Below are 373 nucleotides of genomic sequence, written 5' to 3'. Positions count from 1 at the left end.
CCACCGATGGTGTCAACGACACCACCGAGGTCAGGAAGACCCGGCAGACCCGGAACCGTGGGGTCCCCACCGGGCAGGCCCGGCAGCTCACCCAGACCAGGAACCAGACCACCGACGGTGTCAACGACACCACCGACCAGCCCACCCAGGTCAGGAAGACCCGGAAGACCCGGAACCGTGGGGTCACCGCCAGGAAGACCCGGCAGCTCACCCAGACCCGGGACCAGGCCACCGACGGTGTCAACGACACCACCGACGACCCCACCCAGGTCAGGCAGACCCGGCAGGCCGGGAAGGCCCGGGACGGTGGGGTCACCGCCGGGAAGACCCGGCAGCTCACCCAGACCCGGCACCAGACCACCGATCGTGTCAA

1 protein-coding gene is annotated in these 373 nt (G+C 69.7%); it reads left to right on the top strand.

The genetic code is table 11. From position 1 onward, the window contains the following. Positions 1-373, top strand: a 373-nt coding sequence (locus ACTJJ4_RS18585) for a hypothetical protein (RefSeq protein WP_440944705.1), incomplete at both ends; no start/stop codon positions are given.

Source organism: Microbacterium sp. 22195 (genome assembly GCF_052056515.1).
Lineage (GTDB): Bacteria > Actinomycetota > Actinomycetes > Actinomycetales > Microbacteriaceae > Microbacterium.
The sequence above is the reverse complement of the archived record's forward strand: the minus strand, read 5'-3'. Positions and strand labels throughout refer to the sequence as shown.